The sequence below is a fragment of the Mesorhizobium sp. USDA 4775 genome (assembly GCF_054062655.1).
In genome coordinates this window covers 78,403-93,745 of sequence record NZ_JBSSFM010000001.1, presented here as the reverse complement: position 1 = coordinate 93,745, position 15,343 = coordinate 78,403, and the positions used below count along the sequence as shown (strand labels likewise).

The window sequence follows — 15,343 nt, the reverse complement described above, 5'->3', positions numbered from 1 at the left end:
GCGCAATGGAGTTCTCATGTCTGAAAGTCGCCCACCCCTTCCGCCCTTCACCGTCGAGACCGCGGCGCAAAAGGCCCGTATGGCCGAGGATGCGTGGAATTCGCGCGATCCGGCACGGGTCGCGCTCGCCTATACGACCGACAGCCGCTGGCGCAACCGTGCCGAATTCCTACAGGGCCGCGAAGCCATCCAGGCCTTCCTGACGCGCAAATGGAGCCGCGAGCTCGACTACCGGCTGATCAAGGAGGTCTGGGCCTTCCACGGCAACCGCATCGCCGTGCGCTTCGCCTATGAATGGCACGACGACAGCGGCTCCTGGTTCCGCAGCTATGGCAATGAGAACTGGGAATTTGACGAGCACGGGCTGATGCGCCTGCGCATCGCCAGCATCAACGACCTGCCGATCAGCGAGGCCGACCGCAAGTACCATTGGCCGTTGGGGCGCCGCCCGGACGACCATCCGACATTGTCGGCGCTCGGGCTTTAGAGCGTCGGCTGCACCCGGTTCCGGGCAAGGAGGTTTCGATGGACGCGCATGCTTTCACCAGCGATGTCGCCTTCACGCCGACCGTCAAGGCGATCCAGGCGCGCAAGGGTTCGCGCCAGTCCTACGCCCGCGTCGAGGAGCGTGGTGGCTGGCAGGCCGTCATCACGCCGGACCTTGCCGCCTTCATCGAGATGCAGACCAGCGTCTTCCTGTCGACCGCCAATGGCGACGGCCAGCCCTATATCCAGCATCGCGGCGGCCCGGCCGGCTTTCTCAAGGTGCTGGACGAAAAGACGATCGGCTTCGCGGATTTTTCCGGCAACAGGCAGTTCATCACGCAGGGCAATCTGGCGGACAATCCACGCGCCTTCCTGTTTCTGATCGATTACATGCTGCGCCAGCGCATCAAGATCTGGGGCACGGCGCGCGTCGTCGAGAACGATGCCGAGCTGATGGCGAGGCTGATGCCGCAGGACTACAAGGCGCGGCCCGAACAGGTCATCCTGTTCACCGTCTCGGCCTGGGATGCGAATTGCCCGCAGCACATCCCGCAACGCTTCGAGGCGGCTGATGTGGCGGGCGCGCTTGGCGAGCGGGACAGGCGCATTCAACAGCTCGAGCAGGAGGTCAGCCGCCTGAAGGCCGCGTCAAAGGGGACAGACAAGGAACGATGATGGAGCGCCGGGGGCTCAGCCGCCGGCGGCGGTCTCAGCCAGCGCAATGCCGTCCGCGGTCGGTTTCACCGGCACGATGCCTCGCGCCAGCGCCAGCAGATATTTGGTGTATTCAGTGAACAGCACGCGCAACGCCCGCGGCTTGGTCAGCCAGCCGCCATTGTCGAGATTGGAATTGACCACTGGATAGGGTTCCAGCTTGGCGCCATGCAGCAGGCGGCCCATTTCCAGCAAGCTGCGCGGCATGTGGTAATTGTTGGTGACCAGGATCACCGTGCCATAGGCATGGCTCTCGACCCATTTGGCGCTTTCCTCGGCATTGCCGATCGTGTCGAGCGCGGCGCGGTCGATGTCGACGCAGCAGGAAAACAGGTTCTTATCGCCGCCGGTGGCTGCCTGGAGCTGGCGCCGGCTGGCCGAAGGATGCACGCCGCTGATCAACAGCCGCTCGCCCTTGCCGGACGCCAGCAGATCCATCGCCGCGTCGAGGCGGGACTGGCCGCCGGTGAGCACGATGATGGCATCGGCCTTCTCCGGATTGGCGGGCGTGGTCAGATGCGCGACCTTGTTGGCGAACCAGCCGAAGCCGCCGGCAAACAAGACAGCAAGGACGAGGAGGGAGAGCGCGGATATCCGCAGTGCGGTTCTTAAACGGCTAAACCCGCCGCGGTCGTGCAAACGAGCAACCACCACTGGCATCTGTCCAGCCGTCCCGGTCGAATCCCGCACGTCCATGACCATATGGTTAATCCTGAAATGCGGCCTTGGGTAGGTAAAAGACGCACTTTGCGTTACGCCGTTTCTCCATCCGTGATCAGCCAGCCTCCATCCCCATCAGCGCAGGTTCCCTTTCAAGCGTCGGGTTGTCGAACATCGATGTCGCTGAGATAGGCGACGACGGTGGCGTGCGAGGTTGCCGCCGTCAGCGCGCCGATCACCAGCACCATCAGGACGACGCCGAGATAGCCCGCAGAGCCGATGGCGAAATTGCCGAACAGGGCAGTCGCCTGATCGGCTTGCGGCGTCGCCATGTTGCGCGACGACCACCAGGAAAAGACGATGAAGACCAGCACCGCCGCCGCCCCGCCGGCGGCCGCGCCCTTCATGCCGGTGACCAGGAAATGCCGGCGGAATTCGCGCGCGATGAAGGCCGCCTCGGCGCCGACGAAATGCAGCACTTCGATGATATGGCCGTTGCCGGCCATGGCGCCACGGGTCGCGAACACCACGGTCAGCACTGTCGCCGACAGCATCAGCGCCAGCACGGCAATGCCGATGGTCACCGTGGTGCGGGCCATCGCCACCAGCCGGTCGACCCAGGTGCGGTGATCGTCGAGCGACGCGCTCGGCAGTTTCGGCGTGATGGCGGCGCGCATGGCGGCGAAGTCGGGCGGGCTGTTCTCATCGATGGTGACGATGATCAGGCGTGGCACCGGCAACTCGTCGATGTTGAGGCCTGAACCCAGCCATGGCTCCAGCAGCCTCGCGGTCGCATCGCGGTCGATGATCTTTGTCGACTTCACGCCGGGGAATTCGCCGGCGATTTTTGAGGCTTGGGCAAGGGCGGCCTCCATATCGAGGCCGTCGGCCGGTTTGATCTGGATCGTCGCCTCGCGCGAGATCTGGTTCTCCCAGACCGAGGCGGTGTCGCGCACCAGCGTCACCGCGCCGAAGGTCAGGCACGACAGGAAGGTCATGATGGCGATGACCAGGACGAGCGCCCGACCGGCGATGTTCTGCGCCGGAACGATCGGCGCCATACGGCGCTGGGCGCGCGGTCTTGCTTCGGCCGCCTCGGCGTCCTGCTCATGCTCTTGGAGGTGTTCGGCGGACAGATCAGTCATAGATGTCCAGCCTTCCGCCGGCCAGGATCATGCGGCGCGCGTCGACCTGTTCCATCAGGCCAAGGTCGTGGGTGGCGATCACCACAGCGGTGCCGAGACGATTGAGCTCGATGAAGAGCCGCAGCAGCCGTCGCGCGAGCGGCGGATCGACATTGCCGGTCGGCTCGTCGGCGAGCAAGATCTCGGGCTGCTCGATCAGGGCGCGCGCGATGGCGGCGCGCTGCTTCTCGCCGCCCGACAGGACCGGCGGAAGCACATGCATGCGCTCGCCCAGCCCCACCCATTTCAGCAGTTCGGTGACATCGGTGCGGTAGCTCGCTTCCTCGCGCCCGCGAACGCGCAGCGGCAGCGCGACATTCTCATAGGTGGTCATGTGGTCGAGCAGGCGAAAATCCTGGAACACCACGCCGATGCGGCGCCGCAAATGCGGCAGTTCGGTACGCGAAATGCGCGAACGGTCCTTGCCGAAAATGGTGATCAGCCCACGCGTCGGCTTCAGCGACATGAACAGAAGCCGCAGCAACGTCGTCTTGCCGGCGCCCGAGGGTCCGCTCAGGAACTGGAAGGAGCGCTCCGGGATGTGCAGGGAGATGTCGCGGAGGATTTCCGGACCCATGCCATAGCGGAGGCCGACATTTTCGAAGCGAATCAATTTCGACGACCTGAAATTTCTAGAGCATGATGCCGAAAAGTGTGAAGCGGTTTTCGGACGACATCATGCTCTATCTCTTTAGTTTGGACACGGATTCGGATTTCGGGTCGATTCGACCTGAAATCCGAATCCGCGTCGGGCAGCGCCAAGCCTGCCTGTTCTGCGAAAAGAGCATCGGCCGGCATGGTTAACCGGCGGTTAATTTCTGGCTTGTTTCGGCGCGTCACGAGGGCTCCGGTGGGGAAGCGTTAACCATTTTTGTTTACGCAAAAGAAACGAAAAGCGAACACGCGCAATAACGGGGCCATGATGGCTGACGAACGAACCGCGCGCCCGGTTTCCGGCGAAATCATGACCGATCCCCCGGCAATTGTCGCGGCGGAGCGGATCGTGCGCGGCCCGGCGGCTTATATCGTCGATGCCGACTATGAAGTGATGCCGCGCCTTGTCCCTACCGTGGAAAGCGTTTCACCGCCGCCGCGCCTGATTGTCACGCCGTCCATCGAGGGCATGGACATGCTGCGCAAGCCGGAAGCGCCGGCGGAACGGCCGCCGGCCGCGCGCGGCGGGCCGATCTTCTGGATCGCCGGCATCGGCGCCGCCTTGGCCGCCTTCTGGGTCTCCGGCGGGCATGCGCTGGTGCGCCAGGCGCCGCTCCTGACCGGCGCGCAAGCCTCGGCGCTGACCATTTCAGGCGTCACCTCGCACGTCGACGCCTCGGGAGCCAATCCGGTGCTGTTCGTCGATGGCGAGGCCGCCAATGACGGGGCGGGGCCGGCGACAATGCCGCCGCTCGAAATCCGCGTGACCGGCAATGACGGACGTACAACCCGCTATACGTTGGGGACATCCGGCCATTCGCTGGCATCGGGCGAAAGATTCGGCTTTGCCAGCCGGCTCGACGTGCCTAAGAACGGCGTGAGGACCGTTTTGGTTACTTTCGCCGAATAGCGTGTGTCGATATTCAGGTGAGGCCGGCCAGCAAACGGCGGTTCCCTGCGCTTCCGGTGCTCACGTACTTAAGTACGCTCCGCTCCGGTTCTCGGAAAACCACCGTTTTCGGCTCGGCCTGACCTGAATCTCAACACACGCTCGGTGTGGAGGCGTTTGGGTAAAAAACTTGAGGGGGCGAAAAATGCCAATCGTACGCGACAAGGACATCGAAGTCCTGTTTTCGGCATCGGCGATCGCGCGGCGCAATCTCGAGCTCGCCAAGGAGATCGCCGAGCACGACTATCACGATCTGCTGGTGATTTCGGTGCTGAAAGGCTCGTTCATCTTCGCCGCCGACCTGATCCGCGCCATGCACGATGTCGGCCTGTCGCCGGAGGTCGAGTTCATCTTCATTTCCAGCTATGGCGCCGGCACCACCAGCGGCGAGGTGAGGGTGCTGCGCGACATCGACAATGAGGTCGCCGGCCGCGACGTGCTGCTGATCGACGACATTCTGGAATCGGGCAAGACACTGACCTTCACCCGCGACCTGATGCTGTCGCGCGGCGCGAAAAGCTGTTCCATCGCCGTGCTGCTCGACAAGCGCATGCGCCGCCAGACCGCGCTCGTCGCCGACTATGTCGGCTTCGACTGCCCCGATTATTTCGTCGTTGGCTACGGCATGGATGTCGCGCACGCCTTCCGTGAATTGCCGTTCGTGGGCATCGTGAAAGGTGATGCGTGAGGCCACTGCTTGCGCTGACAAGTTCTGAAAAAGGCCTTAACGGCGCCGGAAAAAATAGCCCTGTCAGGGGTTGGGTCCTTTCAGGAAAAGTCAACTTTTCGCGGCCAAATTGCCGGCCATGGCAAAGCTTTTGATCGTCGAGGACGATGAGTCCGTCCGCACCCTCGCTGCCCGCGCGCTAGAACGCGCAGGCCACGCAATCGATATCGCCGCCGACGGCGCCCAAGGCCTGGCGCTGATACGCGCCGCGCATGGTGGTTACGATCTCGTGGTCTCCGACATCCGCATGCCCGAGATGGACGGCATCGAGATGGCGATCGCGGCGGCCGTCCTTTTTCCGGCGATGAAGATCATGCTGATGACCGGCTATGCCGACCAGCGCGAGCGCGCCGAGGAGTTGAACGGCATCATCCTCGATGTCGTGCAGAAGCCGTTCACGCTGGCTGAAATCCGCTCGCGCGTCGAGCGCGCGCTGATTTGCTTCGCCTGATCAGACCGGATCGGCGGCGGCAAGCACGGGCGCTGCGCTCTTGAGCCGCCCAGTGTTGAGCGCGAGCAGGCCGGCGCCGATGATCAGCGCCGCGCCGATCACGGTCGTCGACCGCGGCACCTCGGCGAAGAACAGGAAACCCCAGAGCGGCGACCACAGAATGCCGGTGTATTCGAAGGTCGCTACCCGATTGGCCGGCGCCAGCCTGTAGCCCTGCGACAGGAGGATCATACCGGCGGAGGCGACGAAACCGCAGGCGGCCATCTTGAGAAAATCGGACAGCGTCGGCCATATCCAGGGCCGCACCAGGAATTCGACGCTGGGGTGGACGGCGTGGGATATGCCGGCCAGATGGAATGTGCCGGCAACCACGGCTGCGCCGACGAGATAGGCGCCGTTCTGATAGAAAGCCATCACCGTGGACGATTCGGTATCGCCGATCTTGCGCGCCATCAATTGCGAGAAGCCGTAGAGCGCGGCCGAGCCCAGCGACAGCAGCGCCGCCCAGTCGAACAGGCCGGCGCCGGGGCGCACCATCACGATGACGCCAAGCAGCCCGATCAGCACCGTCGCCAGCGTGCGCCAGGAGACGCGTTCGCCAAGATAGGGGCCGGCCAGTGCCACGATGAACAGCGGCGCCATGAAATAAAGCGCCACCGCGTCGGCCAGCGGCAGCGCGGCGATGGCCAGATAATAGACCGTGTAGGAGGTGAACTGGATGAAGGCGCGGATCGTCAGCAAGCCGAACCGCTTCGACAGGATTGCCCGTAGCCCGACATCGGCATGGACGAGAATGATCAGGATCGGCAGGGCGACGATCGACCGGATCGCCATCACCTCGGTCACCGGATAGCCGCTCGACACGGCCTTGACGAGCGGGTCCTGCAGCGAGAACACCAGCACGCCCAGGCACAGGCTCAGGATGCCGCGCACCATCCTATTCTGCATCTGCTCTCCGGCTCCTGCGCGTACGATCCGAAGCAGCCCGCCTCCAGATCAAAAAGAACCCGCCACCGTTTCGGGCAGCGGGTACGAGTGAGGACTCTTAGATTGGTCCGCAGCCGATTTCGCAGCCGCATATCCAATGGGTAGGGCAACTATCGTCCGGCGTTTGACATGTTGCAAACGAATTGGAATGATGCCTGCAATCAAATCTGCTTATGATGGATAGCATGCGTCCAACCCTCGACAGCGATCTCCTGCGCACCTTCGTCGCCATCGCCGAGGCCGGCAATTTCACCCGGGCGGCCGAACAGGCCGGCCGCACCCAGTCAGCCGTGTCGATGCAGATGAAGAAGCTCGAGGAACTGGTTGGCGACAGCCTGTTCGAGCGCGGCTCGCGCGGCGTCGCGCTGACGCGGCGCGGCGGCGAACTGATCGTCAATGCCCGCCGCATCGTCTCGCTGCTCGACGAAACGGCGGCGTCGATGGCGGCGGCGCCGCTCGGCGGACCGGTGCGCATCGGCATTCCGGAGGAATATGGCCACGCCATCCTGTCGCGCGCGCTTGGCGCATTCTCGAAACGCCACACCAAGGTCGAGGTCACCGTGCGCTACGCGCATTCGGAGGCGCAGCTGGCGGCGCTCGCCGCCGGCGAACTCGATCTGTGCGTGGTGTTCGAATGGCAGGATCCGGCCGGCGGCGAAGTGCTGATGCACGACCCGACGGTCTGGGTGACGTCGACCCTGCATCACATGCACGAGGAACGGCCGGTGCCGATCGCGCTCTACAACCGGGTCAGCTGGTGCAAGGACTTCGCCATCAAGTCGCTGGAGCAGCGCGGGCTTGCCTATCGTGTCGCCTATACCAGCGACACGACCGGCGGCCTGAAGCTCGCGGTCACCTCAGGGCTGGCAATCGCGCCGATCTCGCGCAGCAACATCCCGGACGGCTGCCGCGAACTGACGTCGGCCGACGGGTTCGGCGACATCGATTCCTCCAATGTGGTGATGCATCGCAACCCGAACGCGTCTGGCGAGGCGATCGACGGCATGCAGGAGGCGATCCGCGAGGCGTTCGTCAATCGTTAGAGTCAGACATCCCCATAGAAGGTCAGGCGGTTGCCGAACGGATCGTCGACCGTGACCTCTTTCGTCTTCCAGGGCGTCTCCTCCAACCCCGGCCTGGCAAAGCGGTACTTTCTTTCGGTCAATTCGTGGTGGAGCCCCGCAATGTCGGTCGTCTCGATCCGGATGTGAGAGCCCGGCGTGCCGTCGCCATGATGTTCGCTCAGATGCAAGACGCAGCCGTCGCGTGAAACGCCTGTGTAGAGCGGCGCGGTGTCTTCGAAGCGGTGTTCGAACTGCACTTCGAAACCGAGAAACCCGATGTAGAATTCATGCGCCTTGGCAACATCGAAGATGCGCAGGATGGGCGTGACAGTACCGAGCTTCGGCATAGTGTTGCAACCGTTCGAGGGGCGTGGCGGGGTGTGGGGGCGGTCCCTATTTCAGCTCGAGCAGCCGTTCGAGATAGCTGCGCTCGATATCGGGACTGAGCGCGTTGCCGAGCCGTTTGCGGATCGCTTCCAGGATCTGGCGGGCGCGCTGGACGTCGATCTCGTCGGGGACTTTCACCGAATCGCCGAAATCGGGACCCTGGCTGGCGCGCGGCCGGCCGAGCGGGTCGCGGTCGGCATTCTGCTGACGCCCGCCTTCCTGGCTGCCGCCCTGGTCGCCCTGCATGGCCTGCATCTGCTTCATCATGTCCTTGGCGCCCTTGCGCAGCGCCTCGAGTGCCCGGCCCTGGTGGCCGACGGCCTCGTCGCCCTGGCCCTCGCCAAGCGCCTGCTCGGCGCTGCCCATCGACTTGCCGGCCTCGCCAAATCCTTCATTGGGCTCCATGCCCATGCCTTCGAGGCTCTTCTTCAGCTTCTCGAGGTCGTTCTTCAACTGGCCCTGGCCTTCCTGCAGCTGCTTCAGCGCATCGGCGAATTCCTGCGGCGTCATCGGCTTTTGCCTGGCGAGCGGATCGCGGTCCTCGCCGACGCCTGGCTTGTCCTGGTCCTCGCCACCGCCCTGGCCGAGCTGCTCGTCGCGGTTCTGTCCGCGCTGGCGCTCGCCGCGCTGCATCTGGTCCATGCGGAAAGTGTCGTTCATCATCTCCTGCTGGCGGCGCAGGATCTCACCGAGCTTGTCCATCTGCTGGCGCATCTGGCTGTCCTGCTCGCCGCCCTGTTGCTGACGGCCGGCCTGGAGATTGTTCATCATGTCCTGCAACTGCGACAGCAATTGCTGCGCCTTGTCGCGATCGCCCGACTTCGCCAGGTTCTCGATCTGGTCCATCATCCGGTCGATGTCGCTCTGCCGCAGTTCCTGGCCGTTCTGCTGCATTTGCGGCGCATTCGGGTTCTGCTTGGCGCGTTCGGCGAATTCCTGCAGGAACTGGTTCATCGCCTCGCGCAGTTCCTTCATCGCCTTCTCGATTTCCTGGTCGCTGGCGCCGTTCTTGATGGCGTCCTGCAGCGCCTGCTGCGCCTGGCGTAGCCGCTTCTCGGCCGCCGAGAGGTTGCCCTCCTCGATGCCGAGCGCGATTTCCCAGAGATAGGCGACCTCGCCGCGCAGCTGATCGTCGTTGCCGGCCAGTTTCAGCCGGCTGCGCGCGCTCATGATGGCGAGGTAGTGGGACATGTTGTCGAACGTGTCTTCCGGCCGCAGCGTGATGGCGTCGATCAGGTCGAGCACGCGCGGCTTGGCATTGGCGTCGAGCGCAAGCAGGCGGCGCTGTTCGATCACCGCCCGCGCCAGCGGGTTGACGAAAGGCCGCTCCGGCATCACCAGCGTCTTGGTCTCGCTCGACGCGGTGTGGCCGGCGTCGTCGGTGGCGACCAGCGTCAGCTTGATGCTGCTGCCGGCCCAGACATGCTCGGTCAGGTCCTTGGTGGTCTTGGCGGCATTGGACTTGCCGCCGCGGCGCGGCAGCGCCAACGGCATTTCGGGCGGGCCGTAGAGCGGATGCGCGCCAGGCGCCTGCGGGTCGGCCAGCGCGAAGACCGCCTTGGCGGTGGCGGCGCCATAATCGTCGTCGATCTGGTAGTTGAGTTCGAAGGCGCCGTTGGCGGCGCGCTTGGGCTCGCCGACGAAGCGGATCTGTGGCGGTTTGTCCGCGATCACGGCGAAGGCCCAGCGGCCGAGCTGATCCTCGCCCGATTTCAGCGTCAGCGTGCCGTCGCCGGTCAGCTTGCCGGTGAACTGGCGCACCTTGGACGGGGATGCGGGGGGCGGCGCCGCCGGGCTCGCGGCTGGCTTGACGCTGGCCGCCTGTGGTCCGGCAGGGTCGATGGTGCGCACATTGCCATCCTTGTCGGCATAGGCCAGCGTTTCCTCGCCCGAGCCTCCGGTGACGCGCAAGGAGACGTCGCTGCCCTCAGGCACATGAAACGTCGGCGTTGCCTGGTTGGCGTCGGCGGTCAGGAAAATCGGCGGCTTGCCGGTATAGGCGGGCGGCGTCACCCAGGCATCGATGCGTGGCGGCACGGCATCGTGCGCGCCGTGGGTGCTGAAGCCGTCTTCTATCCTGCCGCCTGTCGGCCCGAAGGAGAAGGCAAAGGCGGTGACGAGCAGCAGCGCCGCCACGGCGCGCAGCCCCCAAGGATCGCGCTCCGGCACCCGGGTGCGCGGCAGATCGGCGCCAAGGCTGTCGAGCCTGGCGGCCATGCGCTTCTGGTGTTCACGCCACAGCGCCTGCGAGAAGCTGCTTTCGTGGCCGCTTGGCCGGTCGGACTGCACCAGCACGGGGCTGTGCAGCAATTCGTTGGCGGCCTCGATGCGGCGGTCGACCTCGGCGGCGCCAGGCAAGCGGAAAAAGCGCAGCGGATAGAGCGCCGCCAGCCCTGCCAGGCCGAATGCGGCGACAAGGCCGATACGTGCGACATCCGGCAGCCGGGAGAAAACGCCGAACCAGGAGATGCTCAGGAACAGGCAGGCGACAATGATCAAAGGCAGCAGCAGCGGCCAGCCGCGCTCGACCATCATCGAGACCCGCGTCGCCAGCCGGCTGAGCGCAAGGCGCCCGGCGAGACCGCGATCGCTAGAGGTGGGTCGTTGCGTCATCGGCCCTTCCTGGAATCAGGCAGGATAGCCCGATCCTCACGACTCGAAGAATACCAGCAAACACGGCAAAGGCGAGGCGCTTTCAAAAAACGTGAAGCCCGCCGAAATGGTTGCAATCAGAAATTGGCGGGGTTTGCGTTGGCGCCACAGACCAGCACGGCGACGCGTTCGGCCGGTGCCGGCGTGTAGCGGCCGGACAGGATCGCGGCGAAGGCGGCAGCCCCACCCGGTTCGGAGATGATGCGCACCCGGTTCCACAGTGCCTTCTGCGCGGCGATGATGTCGTCATCACTCACCAGGATGGAGCGCTCGACGAAGGCTTCGGCGATCGGGAACATCATTTCGCCGACGCGTTTCGGCGCCAGCGAATCGGCGGCGATGCCTTCCGCCGGCGCGTCGACGGGATGGCCGGCCTCGAAGGCGCGATGAAGCGTCGGCGCGCCCTCGGGCTCGATGGCGATGATGCGGATGCGGCCGGCATACCAGGCGGCGATGCCGCCGATAAGGCCGCCACCGCCGACGGCGACCAGCAGCGTGTCGATCTCGGGAAGGTCGTTCTCGATCTCAAGCCCAAGCGTGCCCTGGCCTACCAGCGTTTCCTCCTGGTTGAAGGCGTGGATCTGCGAGGCGCCGGTCTCCTGCGCGAAACGTTCGCTGGCGGCCAACGCCTCGGCGTAACGGGCACCACCAACCACCAGGTCGGCGCCATAGGAACGAATGCGGTCCAGCTTGGCCTGCGGGCTTACTTCGGGAACGAAGATGGTCGCCTTGTGGCCGAGACGCATGGCGGCGTAGGCGACGGCGGCGCCATGGTTGCCGCCCGATGCGGCGACGACACCGGCCTTGGGAACCGGCCTTTCCAAAAGATTGGTGAAAGCGCCGCGCGCCTTGAACGAACCGGAATGCTGCAGGCATTCGAGCTTGAGGTCGACCGCCAGCGACGGCCGGTCGAAGTCGGCCATGTCGACGCGCAGCACCGGCGTGTGCCTGATATAGGGGCGGATGCGCGGTTCCATCGCGGCAATGCGCTCGCGGGTGACGGTGTTGCCCTGCGCCATGACGATCTCCTCGGGATTGACAGTAATTAGTAACTTGGCAAAATAGCTAAATGCAAGAGGTTGATGTCTTCAAGGCGATCGCCAACGAACGCAGGCTGCAGATCCTCGACTGGCTAAAGGATCCGCGCTCACATTTCCCGGCCCAGGCCGACGGCGATCTGGTCGAGGACGGCGTTTGCGCGCTGCTGATCGCCGAGAAGCTCGGCATCACGCAGGCGACGCTCTCCGAGCATATGCGCGTGCTCACCCAGGCCGGCCTGCTGCGGCCCAAGCGCATCAGGCAATGGACGTTTTACCGCCGTGACGAAGACAGGATCGCCGAGACAAGGACGCTCCTGCAGAACCGGCTGTAGCGCTGCCGGCTGTGGCTTCTATGCCAGCCAGCCAGGCACCGAATCCAACCCGATCAAGTCGTCATAGGTCAGGCGTGGACGCACGATGTGGAAACGATCGCCGTCGACCAGCACCTCCGGCACCAGCAGGCGGGTGTTGTAGGTGCCTGCCTGCACGGCGCCGTAGGCACCGGCGGTGGAAACGGCAATGAGATCGCCGGCCTTCAGCCTGGGCAAGTCGCGGTCGAGGCCGAGATAGTCACCGGTCTCGCAGACCTGGCCGACCACGTCGACCATCATGCGCGGCGTGTCGGCCGGCGGCTGCACGACCGGCCTGATGTCGTGGAAGGCGTCGTAGAGCGTCGGCCGGATCAGATCGTTCATAGCGGCGTCGACGATCAGGAAATTCTTGGCGTCACCTTCCTTCACGAAGATCACTTCCGAGACGAGGATGCCGGCATTGCCGACGATCAGCCGTCCCGGCTCGAACATCACCTTCAAACCGAGCTTGGTGACATGCTTCCTGACGATCTGGGCATAGGCATCGGGCAGGGGCGGCGGGTTGTTGTCGACGCGGTAGGGGATACCCAGCCCGCCGCCGAGATCGACATGCTCGATGGCGTGGCCATCGGCGCGCAACGCGCCGACCAGATCGACCAGCAGGGCGAAGGCGTCGTCGAAGGGCTGCAACTCGGTGATCTGACTGCCGATATGGGTGTCGATGCCGGTGACCTTGACACCCGGAAGCGTCGCCGCGCGGGCATAGACCTGCCGCGCGCGCTGCCAGGCGATGCCGAACTTGTTCTCGGCCTTGCCGGTGGAGATCTTCTTGTGGGTCTTGGCGTCGACATTGGGATTGATGCGCAGCGAGACCGGCGCCACCTTGCCGAGTGCCGTGGCGCGCGCCGACAACAGGTCGAGTTCAGGCTCGGATTCGACGTTGAAGCAAAGGATGCCGGCTTCGAGCGCAAGGTCCATTTCGCGCGCGGTCTTGCCGACGCCGGAAAACAGGATCTTGCTTGCCGGGATGCCGGCAGCCAGCGCCCGGCGCAACTCGCCTTCCGAGACAACGTCGGCGCCGGCGCCAAGCCTGGCCAGGGTGCGCAGCACGGCCTGGTTGGAGTTGGCCTTCATGGCGTAGCAGACCAGCGCGTCGAGGCCGGCAAAAGCCTGGGCAAAGACGCGGTAGTGCCTGGTCAGCGTGGCGGTCGAATAGCAGTAGAAAGGTGTGCCGACCTGAGCGGCGATATCAGGGATAGCCACGTCCTCGGCATGCAGCACGCCGTCACGGTAGTCGAAATGGTTCACGAGAGTGATTCCGGAGGTTGGAGCACGATAAGATCGGGTTTGGAGGCCAAACCCGGTCTGATCGGTTCTAGATCAGCGGGTCGAGGATGAACTTCTTGTCCTTGACCGGTTTTTCCGGCTCCGGCGGCAACGGCTGCTTGGCCTTTTCGGCATCCTTGCGCGCTTGCACGGCCGCCTCATAGGGCGTGTCGAGACCGGCCTTGCGGCCGCAGGCGGTCACGGCGGCCATCGCAGCCAGCAGCGTCAGCGTCACCAAAATCCTGCTTCCGGTCATCGATCCATCCGTCCGAAACGTTTTGTCAGCCGCCGCTTTTAGCCGAGTTCTCGGCGCATTGCACCCCGGATATTGCCGTCGCAATATCCAGCTTCAGGCTTTGGCCAGCCGCTTTTTCCAATAGCGGATCTGCTTCCTCACTTCCGACGGCGCGGTGCCACCGAAGCTGGTGCGACTCTTGACCGAATTCTGCACCGCCAGCACCGAGAAGATATCCGATGTGATGCCGGGGTTGATCGACTGCAGGTCCTCCAGCGAAAGCCTCTCCAGGCTTACCTTCTTCTCCTCGGCCAGCGCCACCGCGCGGCCGGTGACGTGATGCGCCTCACGGAACGGCAGGCCGAGCGTGCGCACCAGCCAGTCGGCGAGGTCGGTCGCGGTCGCGTGGCCGGAGCCGGCGGCCTTCTTCATCGCGGCCGCGTTGACCGTCATGTCCGAGACCATGCCGGTCATCGCAGCCAGCATCAGGTCGAGCGTCTCGGCGGCGTCGAACACCGATTCCTTGTCTTCCTGCATGTCCTTGCCATAGGTCAAAGGCATGCCCTTCATCACCGTCAGCAGGCCGATCAGATGGCCGTTGACGCGGCCGGTCTTGCCACGCACCAGTTCGGCGGCGTCGGGGTTCTTCTTCTGCGGCATGATCGAGGAGCCGGTGGAAAACGAGTCCGACAGCCTGATGAAGCCGAATTGCGGCGTCGACCAGATGATGATCTCCTCGGCCAGCCGCGACAGATGCGTGGCGCAGATCGCCGCCATGGCGAGGAAGTCCAGCGCGAAATCGCGATCGGAAACACTGTCCAGCGAATTGCGCATCGGTTCGCGGAAGCCGAGCGCCTTGGCGGTCCGGTGGCGGTCGATGGGGAAGCTGGTGCCGGCTAGGGCGGCGGCCCCGAGCGGGCTTTCGTCCATGCGCTCGATCGCGTTGCGCACGCGCGACAGGTCGCGGGCAAACATCTCGACATAGGCCATGCAGTGATGGCCGAAGGTCACCGGCTGCGCCGCCTGCATATGGGTGAAGCCCGGCATCACGGTCGCCGCGTGCTCCTCGGCCCGCGCCAGCAGCGCCGTGATCAGGCCCTTCAGCGCCTCGGCGACGCGGAAGCACTCGTCCTTGACCCAGAGCCTCAGATCCACCGCCACCTGGTCGTTGCGTGAGCGCGCGGTGTGCAGGCGGCCGGCGGCCGGGCCGATCAGGTCGGCGAGGCGGGCCTCGACATTCATGTGGATGTCTTCGAGCTTCGTCGAAAACTCGAAGCTGCCGGCCTCGATCTCTTTCAGGATCGTGTTCAGGCCGTGAGCGATTTTTTCTTGATCGGCCGCCGAAATAATGCCCGTTTGCGCCAGCATCTCGCTATGGGCGATCGAGCCGCGTATGTCCTGCGCATAGAGTTTGCGGTCGAACGAGATCGACGCGTTGATCGCTTCCATGATCGCGGCCGGACCCGAGGCAAATCGTCCGCCCCACATCTGGTTGCTGGTCTTCTTGTCGCTCATC

General features: G+C 64.5%; 17 protein-coding genes. 7 read left to right on the top strand and 10 right to left on the bottom strand.

The window, feature by feature from the left end:
- Positions 1-16: 16 nt before the first annotated feature.
- The gene (locus tag ACVILI_RS00455; RefSeq protein WP_038649947.1) at positions 17-487 is read left to right on the top strand and encodes a nuclear transport factor 2 family protein; all 471 of its coding nucleotides are present in this window, start codon (positions 17-19) and stop codon (positions 485-487) included.
- A 38-nt stretch (positions 488-525) separates the two neighbouring features.
- Positions 526-1,161 (top strand): pyridoxamine 5'-phosphate oxidase family protein, encoded by a 636-nt coding sequence (locus ACVILI_RS00450; RefSeq protein WP_038649946.1) that lies wholly within the window; start codon positions 526-528, stop codon positions 1,159-1,161.
- Between the two features lie 15 nt (positions 1,162-1,176).
- On the opposite strand, the gene ACVILI_RS00445 is transcribed toward ACVILI_RS00450, so the two are convergent.
- The 3 genes from ACVILI_RS00445 to ftsE all read right to left on the bottom strand — a co-directional run bounded on the left by ACVILI_RS00445 (position 1,177) and on the right by ftsE (position 3,657).
- Complete coding sequence (locus ACVILI_RS00445; protein ID WP_038649945.1) at positions 1,177-1,902, bottom strand: YdcF family protein; 726 nt, start codon at positions 1,900-1,902, stop codon at positions 1,177-1,179.
- 110 nt (positions 1,903-2,012) lie between these two features.
- Positions 2,013-3,005, bottom strand: a complete 993-nt coding sequence (locus tag ACVILI_RS00440; protein ID WP_038649944.1) for a cell division protein FtsX — start codon at positions 3,003-3,005, stop codon at positions 2,013-2,015.
- Positions 2,998-3,657, bottom strand: coding sequence for a cell division ATP-binding protein FtsE (ftsE, locus tag ACVILI_RS00435; protein ID WP_010911739.1), 660 nt, complete (start codon positions 3,655-3,657; stop codon positions 2,998-3,000). Before ftsE ends, ACVILI_RS00440 begins: the two co-directional genes overlap by 8 nt.
- 306 nt (positions 3,658-3,963) lie before the next feature.
- Between ftsE and ACVILI_RS00430 the strand changes: the two genes are divergently transcribed.
- The 3 genes from ACVILI_RS00430 to ACVILI_RS00420 all read left to right on the top strand — a co-directional run bounded on the left by ACVILI_RS00430 (position 3,964) and on the right by ACVILI_RS00420 (position 5,825).
- Entirely contained in the window at positions 3,964-4,608 is a 645-nt protein-coding gene (locus ACVILI_RS00430) for a hypothetical protein (protein ID WP_038649942.1), read from the top strand.
- A gap of 184 nt (positions 4,609-4,792) precedes the next feature.
- The gene (gene hpt, locus ACVILI_RS00425; RefSeq protein WP_019861412.1) at positions 4,793-5,335 is read left to right on the top strand and encodes a hypoxanthine phosphoribosyltransferase; all 543 of its coding nucleotides are present in this window, start codon (positions 4,793-4,795) and stop codon (positions 5,333-5,335) included.
- A gap of 118 nt (positions 5,336-5,453) precedes the next feature.
- Positions 5,454-5,825 (top strand): response regulator, encoded by a 372-nt coding sequence (locus tag ACVILI_RS00420; protein WP_019861411.1) that lies wholly within the window; start codon positions 5,454-5,456, stop codon positions 5,823-5,825.
- Here ACVILI_RS00420 and ACVILI_RS00415 read toward each other — a convergent pair whose 3' ends face one another.
- The gene (locus ACVILI_RS00415; RefSeq protein ID WP_038649941.1) at positions 5,826-6,773 is read right to left on the bottom strand and encodes a DMT family transporter; all 948 of its coding nucleotides are present in this window, start codon (positions 6,771-6,773) and stop codon (positions 5,826-5,828) included.
- A 224-nt stretch (positions 6,774-6,997) separates the two neighbouring features.
- On the opposite strand from ACVILI_RS00415, the gene ACVILI_RS00410 reads away from it, so the two are divergent.
- On the top strand, positions 6,998-7,855 hold the full coding sequence (locus ACVILI_RS00410; RefSeq protein ID WP_038653420.1) for a LysR family transcriptional regulator: 858 nt from the start codon (positions 6,998-7,000) through the stop codon (positions 7,853-7,855).
- Positions 7,856-7,857: 2 nt separating this feature from the next.
- On the opposite strand, the gene ACVILI_RS00405 is transcribed toward ACVILI_RS00410, so the two are convergent.
- From ACVILI_RS00405 to ACVILI_RS00395, 3 genes are all read right to left on the bottom strand, one after another.
- Entirely contained in the window at positions 7,858-8,223 is a 366-nt protein-coding gene (locus tag ACVILI_RS00405) for a glyoxalase superfamily protein (protein WP_038649940.1), read from the bottom strand.
- A 46-nt stretch (positions 8,224-8,269) separates the two neighbouring features.
- Positions 8,270-10,876, bottom strand: a complete 2,607-nt coding sequence (locus tag ACVILI_RS00400) for a TIGR02302 family protein (protein WP_038649939.1) — start codon at positions 10,874-10,876, stop codon at positions 8,270-8,272.
- A gap of 116 nt (positions 10,877-10,992) precedes the next feature.
- On the bottom strand, positions 10,993-11,934 hold the full coding sequence (locus ACVILI_RS00395) for a threonine/serine dehydratase (RefSeq protein WP_038649938.1): 942 nt from the start codon (positions 11,932-11,934) through the stop codon (positions 10,993-10,995).
- A gap of 50 nt (positions 11,935-11,984) precedes the next feature.
- Between ACVILI_RS00395 and ACVILI_RS00390 the strand changes: the two genes are divergently transcribed.
- Positions 11,985-12,287, top strand: a complete 303-nt coding sequence (locus tag ACVILI_RS00390; protein WP_019861405.1) for an ArsR/SmtB family transcription factor — start codon at positions 11,985-11,987, stop codon at positions 12,285-12,287.
- Positions 12,288-12,305: 18 nt separating this feature from the next.
- On the opposite strand, the gene lysA is transcribed toward ACVILI_RS00390, so the two are convergent.
- The 3 genes from lysA to argH form a co-directional block, all read right to left on the bottom strand.
- Complete coding sequence (lysA, locus tag ACVILI_RS00385; protein WP_019861403.1) at positions 12,306-13,574, bottom strand: diaminopimelate decarboxylase; 1,269 nt, start codon at positions 13,572-13,574, stop codon at positions 12,306-12,308.
- A gap of 67 nt (positions 13,575-13,641) precedes the next feature.
- Complete coding sequence (locus ACVILI_RS00380; protein WP_019861402.1) at positions 13,642-13,848, bottom strand: hypothetical protein; 207 nt, start codon at positions 13,846-13,848, stop codon at positions 13,642-13,644.
- Positions 13,849-13,941: 93 nt separating this feature from the next.
- Entirely contained in the window at positions 13,942-15,342 is a 1,401-nt protein-coding gene (gene argH, locus ACVILI_RS00375) for an argininosuccinate lyase (RefSeq protein ID WP_038649937.1), read from the bottom strand.
- Position 15,343: the final 1 nt, after the last annotated feature.